This is a genomic window from Streptococcus uberis (assembly GCF_900475595.1).
Classification (GTDB): Bacteria; Bacillota; Bacilli; order Lactobacillales; family Streptococcaceae; genus Streptococcus; species Streptococcus uberis.
Genome location: NZ_LS483397.1, coordinates 1,866,243 through 1,884,781, shown reverse-complemented (window position 1 = coordinate 1,884,781; position 18,539 = coordinate 1,866,243). Strand labels below are relative to the sequence as shown.

The window sequence follows — 18,539 nt, the reverse complement described above, 5'->3', positions numbered from 1 at the left end:
GATAGACTAAAGGAGTTAGTACTTAGAACCTTACTAGCTTTTTGAAAGATAAGCACAAGGTGAGAAGTGATTATTGACAATAAAATTGTGCTCAAATAGGACTAGTTTCGTGTAACCGTTTTCGGTAGAATGGTTTATAGAAAGGAAATAGAATGGTCGATAATAAAGCGGTAGTTGTTTTAGTGACCTTAATGATAAATCCGGATTTATCATTATATGAATTAACACTAAAAACAAAATTTTCACTTAAGGAAATCAAAGAATGCATTGAAACCATCAATCATTTTCTAACAACTAATGGTTATGGTGCTTTGATAAAGTCACATAGTGGTTACCGTATCCCTCTGGATGTTCGGAGGGATACATCGAAGATAGTGGATATCTTAAATCAAAGCCAGGTTTACCTTCCTCAGAATGATCGTGTGCATTTGATTTATCTTTATACCTTTTGTCGTAGAGATTTTGTCTCAAATAATCATTATCAGGACTTTTTAAAGGTTAGTAAAAATACAACTTTAGCTGATATTAAGGCCTTGCGGGATATGATGACTGATTATAATCTCGAACTACGATATACGAGGACAAAAGGTTATTGTCTGGTTGGAGATGAGCTGTCAAAACATAGAATGGCTATTGCCGTTATCAGTTCTTTATTAAAGTCTTCGTTTGGTCTATGGGCACTAGATTATGTGCTAACAGCATGGTCATATCCTGTTTCATATGAGGATATCGCTCAGCGCGCCAAGGATTATTATCACACCTTTCACATGACGCCAATTATTGATCGTTTGGCCGAGTGTCTCTATAGTATCATTTTCATTATCTGTCGTTATCAAAGAGATGTTCAACATGTGTTTGAAGAGCCTTTGGCAATTTCCGAACAGTTGATGGATTTGACCACACTTTTGGTGACAAGTATTGAACAGCAAATGGGTCAAAAAATTACTTTAAGTGCACAGGACTGTGGCTACTTTTCGCTTTTATTAGCGGCTTGCTTTGAGGGAGAAGGGGAGTTCACTAATGCTTTTTTCCATTCTTTAACTGAGGCCATTATTGATAATATGCAAGAGATTTCAATTTTGCAGTTTAAAAATAGGGAAGAGTTAACAGAAAATGTGCAGAGGCATCTGATTCCGGCATACTACCGTTTGAGGTATGGATTACCGAATGACAACACCTATACGGAACGTATCAAGAAAAATTATAGTGATTTATTTGCTTTGGTGAAAGAGTCTTTGCAACCCTTGTCGGATACTTTGGGCTTTGCCTTACCAGATAGTGAAGTGGCTTACTTTGTTTTGCATTTTGGTGGTTATTTGAAAAAAGCGGGTTCAGATAGTCAGAAAAAAGCCTACACGGCTGTGATTATCTGTCCAAATGGTCTTAGTTCCTCGCTTATCATTAAGGAAAATTTACGTCTTTTATTTCCTAATATCACCTTTAGAGGGATATCAAGGATTGACCAATTAAAAACCATGTCGGATAGTTGTTATGATATGATTTTTTCCACTGTTGCTATGACAAGTAAAAAACCGTCTTACCTTGTCTCAATGACGATGACAGATGACCAATCTTATCAATTGATGGAGCTGGTTCATCAGGATTTTCCGGAAATGTCCCAGGATTTGGAAATTGAACAACTGGTTAAAGTGATTTCACAATATGCTACGGTTTCTAATGAAAAAGAACTACGCTTTGCTTTGCGATCATTTTTAAGACAAAATCAAAAAAGAAAGGATAATCGTCCCTTGTTACATGAATTTATTACAGAAAAGACCTACCGGGTTTCTTCGCAAAGGTTGAATTGGAAAGATGCTATTCGGTTATCTGCTCAGCCTTTGCTGGATAGCGAACAAATTTTGTCGACTTATCCAGAAGCAATGATTTCTAAAGTTGAAGAATTTGGACCTTTTATAAACCTAGGAAGTGGTATTGCCATTCCTCACGCTAGGCCTGAGGATGGTGTTCAGTCCGTTGGTATGAGCATGTTGGTTTTAGAAAACCCAGTTTATTTGCTTGACGATCCCAAGCAAGAAATTTACTTACTCATTTGCATTGCGGCAATTGACAATGAGACCCATCTCAAAGCTTTATCTCATTTAACGACTATTTTAAGGGATAAGGAAAATGTCAATGCATTAATTGCATCTCGTTCTTATCAAGATATTAAAGAAATTATTAAACAGGAGGCATAGGAATATGTTAAGAATTGGTACAGCATGTGGATCAGGTTTAGGATCTAGTTTCATGGTTCAAATGAATATTGAATCCATTTTAAAAGAGTTAGGTGTTGATTCCGTTGAGGTGGAACATTATGATTTGGGTGGGGCTGATCCATCTGCGGCAGATGTTTGGATTGTAGGTCGTGACTTGGAGGATTCGGCTGGCCATCTTGGTGATGTTCGCATTTTGAACAGCATTATTGATATGGATGAATTAAGGGCTTTAGTAACAAGTATTTGCCAAGAAAAAGGGCTTATCTAGGAGGATAAAAGAATGAAATTTTTAGTTGATATCGCTAGTACACCAGCCATTTTAGTAGCACTTATTGCTATTATTGGTCTGCTTTTACAGAAAAAAGCTCTGCCAGAAATTGTAAAAGGTGGTATTAAAACCTTTGTTGGTTTCCTAGTTGTATCAGGTGGTGCTGGTATTATTCAAAGTTCTTTAAACCCATTTGGAACCATGTTTGAACATGCTTTTCATTTATCAGGTGTTGTGCCAAATAATGAGGCAATTGTAGCGGTAGCACTCACGAAATATGGTTCAGCGACAGCTCTCATCATGTTTGCAGGGATGATTTTCAATATTTTGATTGCACGCTTCACAAAATTTAAATACATTTTCTTAACAGGTCATCATACGCTTTATATGGCATGTATGATTGCTGTGATTATGACAGTGTCAGGCTTCACATCAATCTCCTTAATTATTTTTGGAGGGTTAGCATTAGGGATTATTATGAGTGTATCCCCAGCTTTTGTCCAAAAATACATGATTCAATTAACGGGCAATGATAAGGTTGCCTTAGGACATTTTAGTTCTCTAGGTTATTTTTTAAGTGGTTTTGTTGGTAATCTAGTTGGTGATAAATCTAAATCAACAGAAGATATCCATTTTCCAAAGAGTTTAGCGTTCTTAAGAGATAGTACTGTTAGTATTACGATTTCAATGACAATTATCTACTTGATCGTAGCTATTTTTGCTGGTCCTGCTTGGATTGCTAAGGAGTTGAGTAATGGAACAGATGGACTTGTATTTGCTTTGCAATTAGCTGGTCAATTTGCAGCTGGTGTATTCGTTATTCTTGCAGGTGTTCGTCTCATTTTAGGTGAAATTGTTCCTGCTTTCAAAGGTATTTCTGAAAAATTGGTTCCAAATTCAAAACCAGCCTTGGATTGTCCAATTGTCTATCCATATGCCCCTAATGCTGTTCTTATTGGTTTCATTTCAAGTTTTGCGGGTGGCTTGGTGAGTATGGCTATTATGATCTTAACGGGAACAACAGTTATTCTTCCAGGTGTTGTCCCTCACTTCTTCTGTGGTGCTACAGCTGGTGTTATCGGAAATGCTTCTGGTGGCGTTAAAGGTGCTACAGTGGGTGCCTTTATGCAAGGTGTCCTTATTAGTTACCTTCCAATTTTCTTAATGCCTGTTCTCGGTGGTCTTGGATTTGAAGGCTCTACCTTCTCAGATGCTGATTTCGGTTTGACTGGTATTATTTTAGGAGCTCTCAACAAAATGGGAGGTTCAATGACCATTGCTATCGGTCTAGTTGCCATTTTAGTGGGATTAGTACTTGTATCATTTATTGGTAAAGAGAAAACTAAGGAGGTATAAGAATGCCTTTAAGCGAAGATAAATTACAAGAATTACAAGTTTTTGCGAATCAAATTCGCTTGACGATTCTCGAAAGTCTTAATCATCTTGGCTTTGGTCATTATGGAGGAAGTCTTTCGATTGTAGAAACTTTAGCAGTTCTCTATGGAGACGTCATGCCAATGACGCCAGAACTATTTGCGGAAAAAGAACGGGATTATTTTGTCTTATCGAAGGGTCATGCTGGGCCAGCTTTATACAGTACCCTATATCTAAAAGGCTTTTTTGACAAATCGTTTTTATTCTCTTTAAATACGAATGGAACGCGTCTTCCTTCCCATCCAGATCGTAATTTGACGCCTGGTGTGGATATGACAACCGGTTCATTAGGACAGGGGATTAGTGCAGCTACAGGAATTGCATATGGTCAAAAAATAAACCAGGAGCCCTTTGTAACCTATACCATTGTTGGTGATGGAGAGTTAAATGAGGGTCAATGTTGGGAGGCTATCCAATTTGCTGCCCATCAAAAATTATCAAATCTCATTGTTTTCGTTGATGATAACAAAAAACAGTTAGATGGATTAACATCAGACATTTGTCAAAGTGGGGATTTTGTAGCTAAATTTGAAGCCTTTGGTTTTGAGGCTATACGAGTTGATGGTCAAAATATCACAGCTATCCATCAAGCTCTAATGGATTTCAAAAATAGCGCTTCAGAAAAACCAAAATGTATTGTTCTCGATACGGTCAAAGGCCAAGGCGTCAAAGAAATTGAAAGCATGGCATCAAACCATCATTTACGTCCAAGTCAGAGTGAAAAAGCGATGCTGGAAGAAATTGTTAAAGGTATGCAACAGCAAATGGGGGTGATAGAATGACGAGAAACAGTAAAGAAATGCGCCATGTATATCGTGACTTTTTAAAAGAAGCCAATAACACCCATAAAGACTTACTTGTCTTAGAAGCAGATTTATCAAGTTCGATGTCAACCAATAGCCTAGCAGCAGATTTTGGGAAACGTTATGTTAATCTTGGTATTATGGAAGCGCAAATGGTAGGTTTAGCTGCTGGTCTTTCTGTTAAAGGTTTCCATCCCTATGTGCACACCTTTGGTCCATTTGCAAGTCGTCGTGTTTTTGATCAACTATTTGTTTCTTTAGGCTATGCCCAGTTAAAAGCTACCATTGTGGGTTCAGATGCTGGAGTAACAGCTGAAATGAATGGTGGAACGCACATGCCATTCGAAGAATTAGGATTAATCAGATTAATCCCTAAGGCTACTGTATTTGAAGTGAGTGATGATATTCAATTTGAAGCAGTGCTGAAAGAAACTCTGGATTTAGAAGGGTTATCCTACATTCGGACAACGCGGAAAGCTCCTAAACCAATTTATGATGGACAAGAAGATTTCAAAAAAGGCTACATCACCTTAAGACCAGGTGAAGATATTGTAGTGGTTGCTTCTGGCATCATGGTTGCAGAAGCAATGGAAGTTATTGATAAACTTGCTGAGGAAGGTATTAAAGTAGGTCTCATTGATCTCTTTCGTATTAAACCTCTTCCAGAAGATTTAAAAGAGCAACTGATTGGCAAAACAATCCTTACTTTTGAAAATCACAATGTCATTGGAGGTATTGGGAGCGCTATTTCTGACTTGTTAAGTCAGGAAACACAGACCCCAATCTTCAAAATGGGTGTTCAGGAGTCTTTTGGACAAGTTGGACAAAAAGACTACCTCTTAGATCATTACGGCCTATCGCAAAAGCACCTTTACCAAAAACTAAAAGACTTAAGTCAAAACTAAAAATGCCAAAACAAACACTAAAAGAAGTGTTTGTTTTTTGGTTTATACAGAAAGTGCATATTAGGGGCTTTTTTGATACAATGTAAGAGATTACGATTGCGACATGTATGAAAGTGAAAGGAGATTGTATGGTCGATTACAAAGAAAATTTTTATGATGCTGTGAATGGCGAGTGGGCTGCTTCAGCTGTTATTCCTGATGATAAGCCTAGAACGGGAGGTTTTTCAGATTTAGCTGATGAGATTGAATCATTAATGCTAAAGACGACAGATCAGTGGTTAGATGGGGAAAACTTACCGGATGATCCTGTATTAAAGAATTTCATCAAGTTACATCAGTTAACTTCAGATTACGCTAAAAGAGAAGAGGTAGGCGTTGCCCCAGTACTTCCTTTGATTAAAGAATATCAATCTTTAAGTTCATTTAAAGAATTTGCTTCTAAAATAGCTGATTTTGAATTGCTTGGTAAACCCAATCTATTCCCATTTGGTGTTGCTCCAGACTTTATGAATGCTAAATTAAATGTTCTTTGGGCTGAAGCACCTTCTATTCTCCTACCTGATACGACCTATTATGAGGAAGGTCATGAAAAAGCGGAGGAACTTCGTGGCGTTTGGCGTCAGTCTCAGGAAAAACTGTTGGCTAAAGTTGGTTTTTCTGCTGAAGAAATTTCTGATTTATTGGACAAGGCTTTGCAATTGGATTCTAAATTGGCGGCATTTGTTTTATCTCGTGAGGAATCTTCAGAGTATGTGAAACTATACCACCCATATGACTGGCAAGAATTCACGCAATTAGCTCCTGAGCTACCTTTGGATGCTATTTTCCAAAAAATCCTAGGTCAAATACCTGATAAAGTGATTGTGCCGGAGGAACGTTTTTGGACAGACTATGCTGCAGAGTTTTACTCTGAAAAAAATTGGGACCTGATTAAAGCGGATCTTGTCATTGAAGCTGCTAATGCCTACAATGCTTATCTGACGGATGATATTCGAGTCGAATCTGGAACTTATGGTCGTGCCCTTTCTGGTACTCCTCAGGCCATGGATAAGAAAAAAGCAGCTTTTTATCTGGCACAAGGGCCATACAACCAAGCTTTAGGCTTGTGGTATGCGAATAGACATTTTTCTGCTGAAGCAAAAGCAGATGTCGAGAGTAAAGTGGCAACGATGATTGAGGTTTACAAATCACGTTTAGAAAAGGCCGATTGGCTGGAAGAATCAACACGTGAGAAAGCTATTGTGAAATTAAATGTCATTACACCTCATATTGGCTATCCAGAGAAATTGCCTGAAACCTACTCTAAAAAAATCATCGATGATAATCTGTCTCTAGTTGAAAATGCACAAAGGTTGGCTCAAATTTCCATCGCCCATAGTTGGAGTAAATGGAATAAGCCTGTAGACCGCACTGAATGGCATATGCCTGCGCATATGGTAAATGCTTATTATGACCCTCAACAGAATCAAATTGTATTCCCGGCAGCTATTTTACAAGCACCTTTCTATTCTTTAAATCAAAGTTCGTCGGCAAATTATGGTGGTATTGGTGCTGTCATTGCGCACGAAATTTCCCATGCCTTTGATACTAATGGTGCTTCTTTTGATGAGAATGGTAGTTTACATGATTGGTGGACAGAATCAGATTATGCAGCCTTCAAGCAAAGAACAGATAAAGTCGTTGAACAATTTGATGGCCTTGATTCCTATGGTGCGAAAGTTAATGGTAAGTTAACTGTTTCTGAAAATGTAGCTGATTTGGGCGGTGTCGCTTGTGCTCTAGAGGCTGCTAAAAAAGAAAATGACTTTTCTGCTCGCGATTTCTTTATTAACTTCGCACGCATCTGGCGTATGAAAGCGCGTGAAGAATTTATGCAAATGATGGCTAGTGTTGATGTTCATGCACCTGGAGAATGGCGAACTAATGTGACATTAACAAATTTTGAAGAATTTCATCAAACATTTGGAATTTCAGAAGGTGACTTTATGTGGAGAGCGCCTGAAGATCGCGTTATTATTTGGTAATGTTAAAAGGTTGAGCGTTTGCTCAACCTTTTTTGAGTATCAAAAAACCTTGATTTAAATCAAGGTTTTCAATGTATTAGTTGTTAAGAGCAGCAGCCATAGTTGCAGCAACTTCTGATTCGAAATCATTAGCTTTTTTCTCAATACCTTCACCAACTTCAAAACGAGCAAATGCAATTGCTTTAGCATTTACTGAGTCAAGGTAAGCTTCAACTGTTTTGCTGTCATCCATGATATATACTTGAGCAAGTAATGTGTAAGCTTGGTCAACTTTTGTATTATCAAGCATGAAGCGATCCATTTTACCAGGGATGATTTTATCCCAGATTTTTTCTGGTTTGCCTTCAGCTGCTAATTCAGCTTTAATGTCTTCTTCAGCTTTAGTAATAACATCTTCTGATAATTGTGCTTTTGAACCATATTGTAAGAATGGAAGTGGTGCTTTATCAACCATCGCGCGTGACTCGTTGTCAAGTTCGATATCGTGGTTAAGTTTAGCAAGTTCATCTTTAACAAATTGTGGGTCAAGTTCAGTGTATGATAGAACAGTTGGTTTCATTGCTGCGATGTGCATTGAAACTTGTTTAGCAAGTGCATCGTCGCCACCTTCGATAACGGAGATAACACCGATACGTCCGCCATTGTGTTGGTATGCGCCAAAGTGTTGCTCATCAGTTTTTTCTAAAAGAGAGAAACGACGGAATGAAATTTTTTCACCGATAGTTGCAGTTGCATTAACGTAAGCAGCAGCGAGTGTTTCACCTGAAGGCATGATCAAGTTAAGTGCTTCTTCATTGTTAGCTGGTTTGCCTTCAGCAATTGTTTTAGCAGTGTCATTTACTAATTCTACGAATTGAGCATTTTTTGCTACAAAGTCAGTTTCAGCATTAACTTCAACAACGGCAGCATAATTACCACTGACATAAACACCAGTAAGTCCTTCGGCAGCAACACGGTCAGCTTTTTTAGCTGCTTTAGCCATTCCTTTTTCACGAAGAAGTTCAATGGCTTTGTCCATGTCCCCATCAGTTTCAACAAGTGCTTTTTTAGCGTCCATAACGCCGGCACCAGATTTTTCACGTAATTCTTTTACAAGCTTAGCTGTAATTTCTGCCATTAGTAGAATCCTCCAAAAAGTTAAATAATAGTTAATTTAAAAAAACGAGACAGAGCGGTTTGCTTTCTGCCCCGTTTTGGTATTGCGATTGAGATAGTTCCTTTATTTCAACGGTATGAGTTAAAGGAATGGTCAAACTTAGTTATTGTCGCCTTCTACAACTTCAACGATTTCTTCGATTGAATCTGCTTTAGTATCAGCTTCAAATTCAACGCTTGCATCTTCACCTTGACGACCTTCAATAATAGCATCAGCTAATTTAGAAGTGATCAATTTAACAGCGCGGATAGCGTCATCGTTAGCTGGGATGATAACATCGATATCATCTGGATCAGCATTTGTATCCACCATAGCAACTACAGGGATACCAAGTTTTTTAGCTTCTTTAACTGCGATTTGTTCTTTATGTGGGTCAACAACGTACATAACGTCTGGAATACGAGGCATATCTTCGATACCGCCTAAGAATTTTTCAAGACGAGCGCGTTGTTTGTTAAGAAGTGCAACTTCTTTTTTAGGAAGAACTTCGAAAGTTCCTTCTTCTTCCATACGTTTGATTTCTTTCAAACGAGCGATACGTTTTTGGATTGTTCCCCAGTTTGTAAGTGTTCCACCCAACCAACGGTGGTTGATGAAGTATTGACCTGCACGAGTTGCTTCGTCAGCAACTGCTTCAGCAACTTGTTTTTTAGTACCAACGAACAAGATAACAGCATCGTTAGCAGCAGCGTCACGAACGAATTCGTAAGCTTGATCAGCTAATTTAACAGTTTGTTGTAAGTCGATAACGTGGATACCGTTACGTTCTGTGAAGATGTACTTAGCCATCTTAGGATTCCAGCGACGAGTTTGGTGACCAAAGTGAACACCAGCCTCAAGAAGTTGTTTCATTGAAATTACTGCCATGAGTAGTTTCTCCTTTTTATAATGTTTTTTTCCTCTCTCTGACTTCGACTTGCAGTCTAACCCGAAGGCAACAAGACCACAATTGGTAAGAGATGAGTATTTGTCGCACACACGACAAAACAATTTTAGCAGAAAAAAGGGGAAAAAGCAAGTTAAATCTATCAAGGCTAAAAAGAGAAAAGTCAGGTATCTGAAGAGTCTTCAGATACCTGACTTTGTTGAAACTATTGTCTAATCAAATAGTCAAAAGCTCCAATAGCAGCTGTGGCTCCTGAACCCATTGAAATAATGATTTGTTTATAGGCTGAGTTGGTGCAATCTCCTGCTGCGAAAATGCCAGGGATTGATGTCATCCCGTGAGCATCAACCACAATTTCCCCACGTTCAGTTAAAGTGATACCACTATCTTTTAGCCATTGTGTGCTAGGTACCAGACCAATTTGAACAAAAACTCCTTCAAGATCAATTTGTTTTTCCTCATTGGTTTCACGGTCTGTGTAACGAATACCTGTCACATGCTCATCGCCAATAATTTCTTTGGTTGCGGCATTGGTGATAATAGTGACATTATCTGTTTTAGCAGCGCGATCTTGTAAGACCTGGTCAGCTTTGACTTCTGGTAAGAATTCAAGAACCGTAACATGCTTACAGATTCCTGCAAGATCCAATGCGGCCTCCATACCAGAATTTCCACCGCCAATAACAGCAACATCTTTTCCTTCAAAGAGCGGTCCGTCACAATGTGGACAGTTGGTGACACCCTTAGTTCGGAATTCTTCTTCCCCAGGAACATTAACGTTTCGCCATTTGGCTCCTAAAGCTAGAATGGCTGTTTTTGCATTTAATACGGCACCATTTGCTAAAGAAACGGAGACCAAATCTTTCTTGTCAATCTTTGTTACCACTTGTGACTTGATGATATCAACAGGATAAGACTTGGTATGCGCCTCAATTTGGGCCATCAGTTGAGGTCCTTCTGTATAAAGGGTACCAATCATATTTTCAATTCCGACGGTTTCCATGACTTGGCCACCAAAAGTTTCTGCAATAAGGCCAGTTTTCAAGCCTTTTCTTGCAGCATAAATGGCTGCGCTGTTACCTGCGGGCCCGCCACCAATGACAAGAACATCGTAGGTCCCTTTGTCTGTAAAGGCTGATTCTGACAAAGGTCCAGCTACCTTATCAACTAGCTGTTCGATAGTTGCACGGCCAGAATGAAAGACTTCATTTTCAAAGTAAACTGTCGGTACAGACATAATTCCTTTTTCGGTCACTTCATCTTGGAACATGCCTCCTTCAATCATGGTGTGACTGATCTTTGGATTTAGGACGGCCATGATATTGAAGGCTTGGACAACGTCAGGACAGTTATGGCAAGTCAAGCTGGCATAGGTTTCAAAATGCATGGGTTTTTCGATACCCTTAATGCGTTTAATGAGATCTTGGTCAATTTTTGGTGGTCGTCCAGAGACTTGTAATAAAGCCAAGATAAAGGATGTGAACTCGTGTCCAAGAGGGATACCTGCAAATGACACACGTCCAGCTGTTCCTTTTTGGGCAATAGTAAAACTAGGTTGTCTTGATAATGAAACAGCTTCGGTACTGATTCGATCTGACATGGCAACAATCTCATCGATAAATGCTTTCATTTTTGAGGAGTTGTCATTGTTACCGAAATCCGTTTGTAAGACAATATCAGATTCAAGTAAGTCTAAATATTGTTTGAGTTGGGCTTTGATTTCAGAAGTTAAGGCCATCTTTACCTCCTTTTTGAACAGTATCGTTAGGTAAAGGCTTAAATTTTACCTACAAGATCTAGGCTAGGTGTTAATGTGTCTTCGCCTTCTTTCCATTTGGCAGGGCAAACTTCGCCAGGATGCTGACGAACGTATTGAGCAGCTTTAATTTTATCAATGAGGGTACTTGCATCTCGGCCGATGCCATCAGCGTTAATTTCCATCATTTGAATGATGCCATCAGGATCGATAATAAAGGTACCACGTTGGGCAAGACCATTTTCTTCATCAAGAACATCAAATGCGCGTGAAATATGATGTGATGGGTCACCTATCATGGTGTAGGTAATGGATCCAACGACATCGGAGTCATCATGCCAAGCTTTGTGAACAAAGTGAGTATCTGTAGAAACAGAATAGACTTCAACGTCCAGTGATTTTAAGCTGTCGTATTGTTCTTGTAAGTCACCAAGCTCTGTAGGGCAGACAAAAGAGAAATCAGCAGGATAGAAACAGAAAATAGCCCATTTTCCTTTAATATCCTCGTGGCTAACTGTTACAAATTCACCGTTACGATAAGCATCTGCTGTAAATTCAGCAATTTCTTTTCCAACTAAAGACATCAAATGGTCCTCCTTTTTTATTTGTTATACTTGTATTATAGGAAAAGAAAAAATAAAAGTCTAAAAGAAAGCGCTTGATTTTTTGGTGAATCGTCTGAAAATTCATCTATGAAACAACCTATTTTATTTAGAATAATTCTAAACATTAGACGTTTAAAGGTTTTAAAAGTTTCTTTTTTCAGAAAAATTTGGTTATCATGAGAAAATTGGGTAAAAAAATTTTTGAGTCAAAGGGAGAAAATTTATCTTGACCTTTACTTACATTTCATGTAAAATAATTACTGTTGTGGCGGTATAGCCAAGTGGTAAGGCACGGCTCTGCAAAAGCTTGATCGTCGGTTCAAATCCGTCTACCGCCTTCATAATACAAAAATAACCTTGATTAACAGCGTATAAAACGTTGTCAAATCAAGGTTTTTGTTTTTGTGAAAAGATAAAAACTTATTAAAATAGGTTTTGAGCTATTATCCTCACTTCGTTTTTTGTCGGTATTTGATGAGATCGTATGCAAAATTGGGGGAGCTTTCTCGCAAGGAGTAACTTTCCAATTCGTTGACTTGGTCTCTTAGTTGTTGAGCTTCTTTAGCAGTGATATCCCCCATTTGTTCAAATTCATGGATAGTCCGTCTTTCTAGGTAATACCCACGTAATTGTTCATTATTTGCATCTGGGAAATAATTGGTTAAAACTCGTTCAACGAAGAGTCCGGAACTAATTAATTCCGCATTTTGGATGCGTTGATTTTGGATAAAGTTAACTAAATAACTGTTATAAAATCCTTCTAAATCTTCGAGGGCATCTAAAATTAATGCCGTGTTGTTTAAATAAAGATCTGTTAAATGTTGACGATTTTCTTGGCTTAGATTGATTCTTGGTTTCGCAATCCGTCTTATATTAGGAATGATACCGTGAAAAAAAGATAATTCATGAAGGAGCCCTCGAATAACCCTTAAAAAAATAATGAGTGCATATGTAAAGCTGGAAGTAAAACTGCGGTTGACATCACGTTCCAGAGATTTTAAATAGGATTGATAAATACGGTACTCATATAATGAAACCTCTTTATTTTTAAAGGCGTATTCTAAACCTTTACTTTCGATTGAAAGTATCAATAGTTGTAACTCTGCCAAATCGGATTTGACTTCGTTTGATTCTTGTTCTAGGATTAATTTTTCAATTCTTTTATTGTAAGTATCGACAACATGATATAGAGCTGTTTGGTTTTCTTGATTAAGGTGGGTTTCTTCTTCCAATTCCTTACTAACAGTTGTCAGGATAGCTATATTGATCAGATTATCTTTCTCAATAACTGCAGCAGGGGCTAGTTTTGGTAAAACCAATAATCCAGCTAGAAAGCTTAAGAGTGTCACTGCTCCTACAATAAAGAGTAATAAACTGAAGTCAGGTGTGATTTCTTTTGGGAGCAGTAAGATTGTTGCAATAGAGACACTACCTTTGACACCAGAAAATGTTAAGAGGATGATTTCCTTCCAATATTTTGGAAAAGAACGGTGATTGCGGAAACTAAGATAACAATAGTATAGGGTAATCATGACAAAACGGATCAAAAACATCAAAGCTGTAATAGCGATGACCAATATGAATAAATAAAGATTACTATAATGGGGACTGGTCAAAACAGGACCGATGAAATGAGCGGCCTCCATACCAAAGACTATGAAGACAAAACCGTTTAGCATGAAATGGATGGTTTCCCAAATGATTTTTGTGACACGGTCCACTTGAGCATCAAACAGGGTGACTTTTTTGAGTCGATTGGCTTGCATGACACCTGCTATAACAACTGCAATAATAGCTGAAAAACCTAATAGTTCAGCTATAAAGTAGGAGATAACAGGTAAAGCTAATTCTAATAGCAAAGCCCCGGTGACATCTGCGGCATCAAATTTCTCTAAAACTGATAAAAAAATACGGTTTAGTAAAGCAAATAGGAGGCCTACGGCAATTCCGCCGAAAATGGTGAGGGCCAATTTAAAGCTAGCTCCAGCCAAGGAAAAGGTCCCGGTTAAAAATGCTGTCAAAGCAAACTGAAAGGCCACTAGTGAACTGGCATCGTTTAGCAGCCCCTCAGAAGTCAGAATGTTTTTTACCCGATTTGGAAACTTAAGACGGTTAGCAAGGGAAAGAAATGCGACGGCATCCGTTGGGGCTAGGGCTGCCCCCAAGGCAAAGCAGATGGCTAGGGGGATTTTAATGGGAAGCAGTGTGCTTACCCCTAATCCTAAAAAAAGTGTCGTGAAGAGAACGGTGGGTAAAATGAGATAAAGAATAAAGCTTCGAAATCTTAGAAAGCTTTTGACATCACTTTCTTGCCCTTCTCGAAAGTTCAATGGTGCAATGACGAAGGCCAAAAATAATTCAGGATTGATGACTATTTGGTTATCTCGGGACAAAACACCAAATAATAGTCCCAAAGTCAATTGAATAGCTGGTGTCGGTATTTGAGGAAAGATACGATTCAAGACATTTGAGAGGATTAAAGCAACCAAAAAGCCAAAGACGAGCAGGGAAATAGGCATATTAAATGTCCTCTTTTTTTATGTGAGCTCCCTCATCGATAAGATAGGCACTCTTTAAAAGAGCGATTTTTTCATCAATGGCAGAGATGTCACGATGTTCTAAAATGCATTGACAACGTTCTTTTTCTAAGGTCAATAGTTTTTTCTTGATTTTTTTAGCTTTGCGCATGTCATTACAGGTCATACTTGAGGACTTTGATATATTTTCTTGAGCTTCAAGATATTTACATTTCATTTCCTCAATGCGTGAGCGAAGTTGGTTGTCTGTCATAGTTGGTCCTTTCGGGAAAATGATGCTATTCATCATAAGAAGTAGTCTAGTTGTCATTTTAACCTAGATAGTTAACGAACTCAACTAAAAACTCTAGGTTCTTTTTTTGAAAAGGCTTTTACATTTTGTTCATATTTTTTTATATGCTTTTAATAAATTAATTGACAGTAATAAGCTGTTCTTGTAATCTGTTGGTGTAAAAGCGTTTATGAGTAAATATTTGTGTTTCGGCATCTTCATTTCTCTCGTTTTTCAACAGTATTTAAATAGAAAGGAAAGGGATGTTTATGGCACAAGGAACAGTTAAATGGTTTAATGCTGAAAAGGGATTTGGATTTATTTCAACTGAAGATGGTCAGGAATATTTCGCACATTTTTCAGCTATACAAACTAAAGGTTACAAAACATTAGATGAAGGTCAGCAAGTGACATTTGATATTGTAGACGGCCACCGCGGTCTTCAAGCAGTCAATATTACAAAACTTCCATAGAATCACTTTATCGAAAAGCAGACAATAATCTGCTTTTTTGTTGTCTTAAAAGCTACACATCCATATTTTTTATGAGCTCTTTTTCTTTTAAACATAAAGATTTGCTTTTCTAGAGAGCAATTTGTTATAATAAAAGTCAGTTTTAGTCAAAAAACCTCATAGACTTATTTGACAAATTTTTAAGGTTATATCGTTTGAAAGAAGGAGTAGGTAATGCCAACAAAAAACACATCTGATAGCATTGAAGAATACATCAAAGAACTATTGGCGCAGTCTGGGATTGCAGAAATTAAACGTTCCCTATTGGCTGATTCCTTTCAAGTGGTACCTAGTCAAATCAATTATGTCATTAAAACGCGTTTTACAGAGAGCCGTGGCTATGAAGTCGAAAGTAAACGAGGCGGTGGTGGCTACATCCGGATAGCCAAAGTACGCTTTTCAGATAAGCACCATCTGATTGGCAATTTAATGGCTAACATCGGGTCGCAGGTTAGTGAGGTGGTTTTCACAGATTCCATCCAACTGCTATTTGATGAACATTTAATAACAGAACGTGAGGGAAACGTCATCTTAGCAATGGCTTCTGATGATGTTTTAGGAAAAGATGCCTCAGTGATTCGTGCGCGAATGCTTTACCGTTTGTTGCAACGAATTGACAGAAAGGGAAGTAATTAATGACAGATTATTCACTCAAAATGCAAGCTATTTTTAAACAAGCACAATACCAAGCGGCGCGTTTTGATAGCCCCTATTTAGAAACTTGGCACCTCTTATTGGCAATGGTTGTTGTTAATAATTCACTAGCTGGCCTTGTTTTTAATGAATTTGAAAATAAGGTTGCCTTGGAAGAATATGAAGCGGCAGCTATCTTAGCCATTGGCAAAGCTCCAAATGATGATATTAAGGAGTTTGAATATAAAGGTCAGTCAAAAACACTTTCTCATATTTTGTCCATTGCTGATGCTATTCGAAATGTTACACATGCCAATGAAGTAGGATCAGAGCATGTTCTTTTTGCTATCTTATTAAATCCTGATATTATGGCAACTCGTTTGCTAGAATTAGCTGGATTTAAAATCAAAGATGATGGCAAAGGCGATTTGAAATTGGCTGATTTAAGAAAAGCCATTGAAATTCAAGCTGCTTATAGTAAAGAAACCATTAAAGCTATCTACGAACTCAGAAAACCCAAAAAAGCCAAAACAGGCGGTACTTTCTCAGATATGATGAAACCAGCTGGCACTGCGGGAGAATTATCAGATTATACGAGAGATTTGACAGAAATGGCAAGTCAAGGCTTACTTGAGCCTGTTATTGGCAGAGAAAAAGAAATCACTCGAATGGTTCAAGTCTTAAGTCGTAAAACGAAAAATAATCCAGTTTTAGTCGGTGAGGCTGGTGTTGGTAAGACAGCATTGGCCTATGGCTTAGCCCAACGGATTGTGACTGGTGAGATTCCATATGAACTTCGTGATATGCGTGTCTTAGAATTAGACATGATGAGTGTGGTGGCAGGTACGCGTTTTCGTGGTGATTTTGAAGAACGCATGAATCAAATTATTGATGATATTGAAAGTGATGGTCATATCATTCTCTTTGTCGATGAATTACACACTATTATGGGATCTGGCAGTGGTATTGATAGCACTTTAGATGCTGCAAATATCCTCAAACCAGCTCTCTCAAGAGGAACCCTACATATGGTTGGGGCAACTACTCAAGAAGAGTATCAAAAACATATTGAAAAAGATGCCGCTTTATCTCGTCGTTTCTCAAAAGTTTTGATTGAAGAACCAAGTGTAGAGGATGCCTACAAGATACTATCAGGGTTGAAAAAATCTTACGAAAGCTATCATAATGTCACCATCTCGGATCAAGCCATCAAAACAGCAGTCAAAGTTGCTCATCGCTATTTGACGAGCAAGCACTTACCTGATTCTGCGATTGATTTATTAGATGAAGCTAGCGCAACGGTTCAAAGTTTCGTCAAAAAAGAGGCGCCTGCCTTCATCACACCCATTGACCAAGCCATCATAAAAGGTGATTTTAAAACAGTTAGCCAACTTTTGAAAGCTTCCAAGGCTAAGCCCCAGAAACCAACTCCTGTTACTGAAGAAGATATCATGTCTACATTAAGTAAATTGTCAGGAATTCCACTGGAAAAAATTAGCAAGGCAGATAGTCAGAAATACCTTAACCTGGAAAAAGAATTGCATAAGCGTGTTATCGGTCAAGAGGATGCAGTCTCAGCAATTTCAAGAGCTATCAGACGCAATCAGTCTGGTATTCGAACAGGTAAACGTCCGATTGGCTCCTTTATGTTCCTTGGACCGACAGGTGTTGGGAAAACAGAATTAGCAAAAGCTTTAGCAGAACTCTTATTCGATGATGAATCAGCTCTCATTCGTTTTGATATGTCAGAATACATGGAAAAATTCGCTGCTAGCCGTTTAAATGGAGCACCTCCAGGATATGTTGGCTATGACGAGGGCGGTGAGTTGACCGAAAAAGTACGTAACAAGCCCTATTCTGTTCTTCTCTTCGATGAAGTTGAAAAAGCCCATCCAGATATCTTTAATGTTTTGTTACAAGTCTTGGATGATGGACAATTAACGGATTCTCGTGGGCGAAAAGTCGATTTTTCAAATACAATCATTATCATGACAAGTAATTTAGGTGCTACAGCGCTTCGAGATGATAAAACGGTTGGATTTGGTGCTAAAGATATCAACCATGATCATTCGGCCATGGAAAAACGCATCTTAGAAGAATTGAAAAAAACCTACCGACCAGAATTTATCAACCGAATTGATGAAAAAGTTGTCTTCCATAGCTTAAGTCAAGAAGACATGCGACAAGTTGTCACGATTATGGTTCAACCCTTGATTAAGAACTTGGAAGAAAAAGGGATTACCCTCAAAATGCAACCATCTGCATTAAAATATTTGTCTGAAGTCGGTTATGATGTTGAGATGGGGGCAAGGCCACTAAGACGAACCATCCAAACAGAAATCGAAGACAAGTTGTCAGAATTCATTTTATCTGGTCAACTTAAAACTGGTAAGACTTTAAAAATTGGTATGAGCCAAGGTAAATTAAAATTTGATATGGTCTAAATGAAAAGGAGTCTCCTCAAAAAAGAGGGACTTTTTTTCTTGACTAATTTTGACCAAGTGATAAAATAGAAATTGGAATTGGCACTCTT

Annotated in this window: 15 protein-coding genes and 1 tRNA gene; 10 read left to right on the top strand and 6 right to left on the bottom strand. The window is 38.2% G+C overall.

Translation table 11 applies throughout. The features are described 5' to 3' along the window. Positions 1–152: 152 nt before the first annotated feature. The 6 genes from DQM95_RS09555 (at position 153) to DQM95_RS09530 (ending at position 7,650) form a co-directional block, all read left to right on the top strand. A complete protein-coding gene (locus DQM95_RS09555; RefSeq protein WP_111686017.1) occupies positions 153–2,195 on the top strand; it encodes a BglG family transcription antiterminator in 2,043 nt (680 codons plus the stop codon). Between the two features lie 4 nt (positions 2,196–2,199). Next, a complete protein-coding gene (locus DQM95_RS09550) occupies positions 2,200–2,484 on the top strand; it encodes a PTS sugar transporter subunit IIB (RefSeq protein ID WP_015912051.1) in 285 nt (94 codons plus the stop codon). A gap of 12 nt (positions 2,485–2,496) precedes the next feature. Then, the gene (locus tag DQM95_RS09545; RefSeq protein ID WP_015912050.1) at positions 2,497–3,840 is read left to right on the top strand and encodes a PTS ascorbate transporter subunit IIC; all 1,344 of its coding nucleotides are present in this window, start codon (positions 2,497–2,499) and stop codon (positions 3,838–3,840) included. A 2-nt stretch (positions 3,841–3,842) separates the two neighbouring features. Beyond that, on the top strand, positions 3,843–4,700 hold the full coding sequence (locus DQM95_RS09540; protein ID WP_111686016.1) for a transketolase: 858 nt from the start codon (positions 3,843–3,845) through the stop codon (positions 4,698–4,700). Further along, the gene (locus DQM95_RS09535; protein WP_015912048.1) at positions 4,697–5,626 is read left to right on the top strand and encodes a transketolase family protein; all 930 of its coding nucleotides are present in this window, start codon (positions 4,697–4,699) and stop codon (positions 5,624–5,626) included. Before DQM95_RS09540 ends, DQM95_RS09535 begins: the two co-directional genes overlap by 4 nt. 128 nt (positions 5,627–5,754) lie before the next feature. Beyond that, complete coding sequence (locus DQM95_RS09530) at positions 5,755–7,650, top strand: M13 family metallopeptidase (protein WP_111686015.1); 1,896 nt, start codon at positions 5,755–5,757, stop codon at positions 7,648–7,650. A gap of 76 nt (positions 7,651–7,726) precedes the next feature. Here the strand turns inward: DQM95_RS09530 and tsf are convergent, their stop codons facing one another. The 4 genes from tsf to ahpC form a co-directional block, all read right to left on the bottom strand. Then, the gene (tsf, locus tag DQM95_RS09525) at positions 7,727–8,767 is read right to left on the bottom strand and encodes a translation elongation factor Ts (RefSeq protein WP_037593128.1); all 1,041 of its coding nucleotides are present in this window, start codon (positions 8,765–8,767) and stop codon (positions 7,727–7,729) included. Positions 8,768–8,905: 138 nt separating this feature from the next. Continuing rightward, positions 8,906–9,673, bottom strand: a complete 768-nt coding sequence (rpsB, locus tag DQM95_RS09520; RefSeq protein ID WP_037593129.1) for a 30S ribosomal protein S2 — start codon at positions 9,671–9,673, stop codon at positions 8,906–8,908. A 224-nt stretch (positions 9,674–9,897) separates the two neighbouring features. Further along, on the bottom strand, positions 9,898–11,430 hold the full coding sequence (ahpF, locus tag DQM95_RS09515; RefSeq protein ID WP_037593130.1) for an alkyl hydroperoxide reductase subunit F: 1,533 nt from the start codon (positions 11,428–11,430) through the stop codon (positions 9,898–9,900). A 38-nt stretch (positions 11,431–11,468) separates the two neighbouring features. Then, positions 11,469–12,032, bottom strand: coding sequence for an alkyl hydroperoxide reductase subunit C (ahpC, locus tag DQM95_RS09510; RefSeq protein WP_015912043.1), 564 nt, complete (start codon positions 12,030–12,032; stop codon positions 11,469–11,471). A 288-nt stretch (positions 12,033–12,320) separates the two neighbouring features. Between ahpC and DQM95_RS09505 the strand changes: the two genes are divergently transcribed. Beyond that, positions 12,321–12,391, top strand: a tRNA-Cys gene (locus DQM95_RS09505). 111 nt (positions 12,392–12,502) lie between these two features. Here the strand turns inward: DQM95_RS09505 and DQM95_RS09500 are convergent. Further along, positions 12,503–14,572: a cation:proton antiporter gene (locus DQM95_RS09500; RefSeq protein ID WP_046389728.1), complete on the bottom strand. Its 2,070-nt coding sequence runs from the start codon at positions 14,570–14,572 to the stop codon at positions 12,503–12,505. Between the two features lies 1 nt (position 14,573). Further along, positions 14,574–14,900, bottom strand: coding sequence for a hypothetical protein (locus DQM95_RS09495; RefSeq protein WP_231909964.1), 327 nt, complete (start codon positions 14,898–14,900; stop codon positions 14,574–14,576). Positions 14,901–15,130: 230 nt separating this feature from the next. On the opposite strand from DQM95_RS09495, the gene DQM95_RS09490 reads away from it, so the two are divergent. The 3 genes from DQM95_RS09490 to DQM95_RS09480 all read left to right on the top strand — a co-directional run bounded on the left by DQM95_RS09490 (position 15,131) and on the right by DQM95_RS09480 (position 18,450). Beyond that, positions 15,131–15,334, top strand: coding sequence for a cold-shock protein (locus tag DQM95_RS09490; protein WP_037593131.1), 204 nt, complete (start codon positions 15,131–15,133; stop codon positions 15,332–15,334). A 213-nt stretch (positions 15,335–15,547) separates the two neighbouring features. After that, positions 15,548–16,009, top strand: a complete 462-nt coding sequence (locus DQM95_RS09485) for a CtsR family transcriptional regulator (RefSeq protein ID WP_015912035.1) — start codon at positions 15,548–15,550, stop codon at positions 16,007–16,009. After that, a complete protein-coding gene (locus DQM95_RS09480) occupies positions 16,009–18,450 on the top strand; it encodes an ATP-dependent Clp protease ATP-binding subunit (RefSeq protein ID WP_046393739.1) in 2,442 nt (813 codons plus the stop codon). The genes DQM95_RS09485 and DQM95_RS09480 overlap by 1 nt, the downstream gene beginning before the upstream one ends. The last annotated feature ends 89 nt before the right edge of the window (positions 18,451–18,539 follow it).